This is a genomic window from Bacillus sp. 05T31, from assembly GCF_056396725.1.
This window is the reverse complement of sequence record NZ_JBFTMA010000407.1, coordinates 1-3,867: the sequence shown is the minus strand read 5'-3', so window position 1 is coordinate 3,867 and position 3,867 is coordinate 1. Positions and strand designations below refer to the sequence as shown.

At 34.8% G+C, this 3,867-nt stretch carries 5 protein-coding genes; 3 read left to right on the top strand and 2 right to left on the bottom strand.

Annotated elements, in window-relative coordinates:
• Positions 1–161: 161 nt before the first annotated feature.
• Entirely contained in the window at positions 162–965 is an 804-nt protein-coding gene (locus AC1DJR_RS20535; protein WP_429687741.1) for a Cof-type HAD-IIB family hydrolase, read from the top strand.
• Between the two features lie 31 nt (positions 966–996).
• Here the strand turns inward: AC1DJR_RS20535 and AC1DJR_RS20530 are convergent, their stop codons facing one another.
• A complete protein-coding gene (locus AC1DJR_RS20530) occupies positions 997–1,863 on the bottom strand; it encodes a DUF1002 domain-containing protein (protein WP_002143030.1) in 867 nt (288 codons plus the stop codon).
• A gap of 187 nt (positions 1,864–2,050) precedes the next feature.
• Here AC1DJR_RS20530 and AC1DJR_RS20525 point away from each other — a divergent pair, with 187 nt between their 5' ends.
• Positions 2,051–2,488, top strand: a complete 438-nt coding sequence (locus AC1DJR_RS20525) for a peptidylprolyl isomerase (RefSeq protein ID WP_002190570.1) — start codon at positions 2,051–2,053, stop codon at positions 2,486–2,488.
• A gap of 484 nt (positions 2,489–2,972) precedes the next feature.
• Positions 2,973–3,341: a GNAT family N-acetyltransferase RibT gene (gene ribT, locus AC1DJR_RS20520; RefSeq protein WP_000908403.1), complete on the top strand. Its 369-nt coding sequence runs from the start codon at positions 2,973–2,975 to the stop codon at positions 3,339–3,341.
• Positions 3,342–3,361: 20 nt separating this feature from the next.
• On the opposite strand, the gene AC1DJR_RS20515 is transcribed toward ribT, so the two are convergent.
• Positions 3,362–3,867: DUF309 domain-containing protein (locus AC1DJR_RS20515; protein WP_477003380.1), on the bottom strand; the 506-nt coding region annotated here is incomplete at its 5' end.

Below are 3,867 nucleotides of genomic sequence, written 5' to 3'. Positions count from 1 at the left end.
ACTATGTCTAGTTTAAAGGTTCGTCCAAGTATTGTAAGACCTCAAAATGTGCGAAGACAAAAATAAGCGGGATTATGCTCCGCTTATTTTTTATTGAAAATTTATTGTTTTTTTAACAAAAATCAAACATTTTTTTTGTACAATTAGAGTAGATATTGTGTATGGAAGGGGAAGAGGACATGATTAAACTATTTGTAAGTGATTTAGATGATACACTCGTTTACAATATGAATGATATGCAAAAAGAAGATGAACGAGCGCTTTGTTGGCTAGCTGAAAACGGGACAAATATTTGTTTTGCCTCTGGCCGTTTTACTCACCGAATTGATGAGGCGGTAAAAAGGTTTTCGTTCCCGTATTACACAACTAGTTTAAATGGAGCGACAATGATACTACCGGATGGAAAAGTATTTCATGAATCGAGTTTTGAAGATGGGGTTGCCCAGGAAATATATCGATATATACATAAAAAGGGACTAGCAGATATTGTTTGTACAAATGAGCAGCGATATACAAAAAGGAAGAATGAACATCACCATACTTTTGAAGAGTATATGGGAGTGCATATTGCTGAAATCGAAGAGTTAGAAGAGGAATTTGGGAAGACTGTACATCCTGCGAAATTATTTGTTTTTGGCGAAGAAGAAAAAATTGTAGCATTAGATCAAGAGTTGAGAGATACATTTCATAGCGAAGCGGAAGTCTTTATATCGGGTAAGCGATATGTTGACATTATGCCAAGAGGTGTAAGTAAAGGAAGCGCTCTGAAGCGATTAATGGAACATTTACAAATTGAAGCAAATGAAGTTGCATGTATTGGAGATTCTTTCAATGATATTTCTATGTTTGAAGTAACCCCGCACTCCTTCACCCTCCATCATGCTCATCCGTATGTGAAGGAGAAAGCAAATTATGTTGTCCGTTCGGTTGAAGAAGCTATTATGAAATTACCGTTACTTGTATAAAAAAGAAGCTCGTCATTGGCGAGCTTCTTTTTTACTTGAATAAAGATTTAACGAAATCAATGATACTAGAGAAGAAATCTTTTACTTTATCTAGGAAACTTTGCCCTTCATCAGATCCTAAGAAGGCAGACACATGGTCTTTTGCTTTTTCTAATTGGCTACCAACTTGGTTCCAATCGATATTAAGATTTTTCATTTTATCAAATAACGATACTAAGTTATCCAACTGTTCATCTGTTAATGTAATGCCAAGTTGATCAGCAATTTTTTTAATTAATGAACGTAAATCTTCAGTGGTTTTGGGCTGTTCTTTTGCAATTTCTTCTTTAATTTTTGCAACAAGTTGAACTGCTTTTTCTTCGCCGATTTTATCACCAAGCTGGGCTGTTTGTACCATTTCTTCATTGGCTACTTTTTTTACTTCTTCAGGAATGGCTTTGTTTGATGTTGTTTCATAGGCCTTCATTAAACCTGTTAAAGCAGCAGTTCCTGAAACTTTAAATGGTGCAGTAATTTGAATCTCTGCATCTTTCACACCTGCTGTAATAAGTGCATTTGTGTACATTGCATCTGTTATCGAATTAATGTTTTTTGAGCGTACAATGAGACCTGACCCTGGTTTTGTGTATGTAATCATAGAAGAGGAAATTGCTCTCGTACCAATTTGCGCTTTTGGAACGATGCCCTCTAGAAATTTATGTTCTTCCGCATTAGATACAGTAATAATTTGTGCATCTTTTGGTGCTTTCATTTCTTTCAAAAGATCTTGTTTCTGTTGTTCAGATAAGTTTTCTCCTAGTGTAACAATTGATTCTCCCTCAATGATGTCTGCAAATGAAGCTGTYGGCATAATAAATACGGCTACAGCTAATAGCAGAGCTAGTAATTTCGTTTTCACGAAAAATCGCTCCCTTTCTCTTTCTTAAATTTTCGGGCAACACAGTTATTATAGTATATTTTTCTTATTTGTCACCTAGCTTCTTCCACATTTCAAAAAAGAAGTATGCAGATTGTCGGATTCTTTTTGTTTCTCGTCATGAATATGGTAATATAGTGCTGAGATAGTTGAAAGGAGACATATACATATGAAAACTTTAGGATACATATTAATGGAAAATGGCGAAAAAATCGATTTAGAATTTTTCCCAGAAGAGGCACCAAAAACAGTAGAAAACTTTAAAAAATTAGCAGAGCAAGGATTTTATGATGGTGTGACATTCCACCGCGTTATTCCTGGCTTCGTAAGCCAAGGTGGAGACCCAACAGGCACAGGTGCAGGTGGCCCAGGTTACTCTATCCCATGTGAAACTGATGGAAATCCTCATAGACATCTTGTTGGATCACTTTCTATGGCACATGCTGGTCGTAATACAGGTGGTAGCCAATTTTTTGTTGTTCATGAGCCACAACCGCATTTAGATGGCGTACATACTGTATTCGGTAAAGCAACAAGCGGTATTGAAACGGTATTAAACATGCGTCAAGGCGATGCAATGAAAGAAGTTAAAGTTTGGGAAGAATAAGTTACGAGAAAAAGAGAGCGATTTTGCTCTCTTTTTTATTTCCTATAAACAGGGATTGGTATATATTTTAAAGTATATGACACAAATAGGACGGCTACTAACGTTAAATTATATTGTTCATGAGAACAAACTTTTAACAAAATACATAGGATGGAGTACGAATTATATGCTTCAATAAATGTATTTCTCTTAACATATTGCTTTTGGTAGAACTACTTTGTTCAAAAGTGGTTAATAAGTGAAATGTGATGAGAAAGGGATTTTCCTTTTAGTTCCTATATAGTATTGTCTCTTTTTTGAGCGGTGTAATAGAAAGAAATAGCGTGGAAACATATATTTGACTTTCTTCTTAACGCTTTGTATGATTATCAAGTTGTTTCAGCCCCTTCTCACTCTGGTAAAAATATTGTAGAATGAATGTGATATGAAAAGAGTGATTGAGGGGATAAATAGTTTGTAACTTTTGTAAGAAGGGATAAGGGTTATGTTAATTCGTTTTAAAAAAAGTTATGAAAAAATTGCAATGGGGCTTCTTTCATTTATGCCAACTGAAAAAGATGTGAAAACATTACAATTGACAATGAAAGAATATGAAGCGAAAGAGGATTGGCAATTGTATTTGTGGAAACAAAATGAAGATTTTGTTGGGATAATGGGGATTATAAAAAAAGAAGATCAGGTATTGGAAATTCAGCATTTGAGCGTGAATCCGTCTCACCGTCATATGGGGATTGGGACGAAGATGGTTCAAGAGCTTAAGAGTAAATTTCTTGAGTTTACAATTTGCGGAAATGAGCAAACAGCAAGTTTTTGCAAAAAGTGTAAAGAGCTTGAACAAAATATACATTCATGAAAGCAGGGATAAGTAGTTTATTATCTCTGCTTTCTTTTTTGTAGTTGCTCGTGTCGYTCAGAAATGACTTCTGTTCGATCACGCAATGTGTGCTTAYTTATGATGTATTCAYCAGGAATGACGTTCACATCTTTCCAAGAGAGGTTTTGTTTCTTACATAACTGTATGCATTGTTTTTCTAACGATACGTCTAATAAGGGTAAAAATAACGGCGCAAAAATTTCCTTTTTGTGGATAGAGTGTAATCTTTCATTTAATAAGAACATAAGTTGTTTATGATCTATTCCTAATTGATGTAAAGATGTACTGTTCTTTTCTAAAAGTGCTATTGCGCTTTTTATCATCTTCTCTGCACCATTCCAGTTGGATCGTCTGTGATGGTATAAGGAAACAGCAATTTGAATGAGACCGACTAAGTAATTGTCGCGTTCTCCTCTAGGTTTTAATTTCCAATACTCTTCTAATATTTCATGACATTCAAAATAATCATAGTCTCCGTGAAAATGAATTAAAAATTGTATGTACT

What these genes read in the sequence shown, in the direction of transcription:
- AC1DJR_RS20525 (WP_002190570.1), top strand. Translation starts at nt 2,051, where the DNA reads ATGAAAACTTTAGGATACATATTAATGGAAAATGGCGAAAAAATCGAT.
- ribT (WP_000908403.1), top strand. Translation starts at nt 2,973, where the DNA reads ATGTTAATTCGTTTTAAAAAAAGTTATGAAAAAATTGCAATGGGGCTT.
- AC1DJR_RS20535 (WP_429687741.1), top strand. Translation starts at nt 162, where the DNA reads ATGGAAGGGGAAGAGGACATGATTAAACTATTTGTAAGTGATTTAGAT.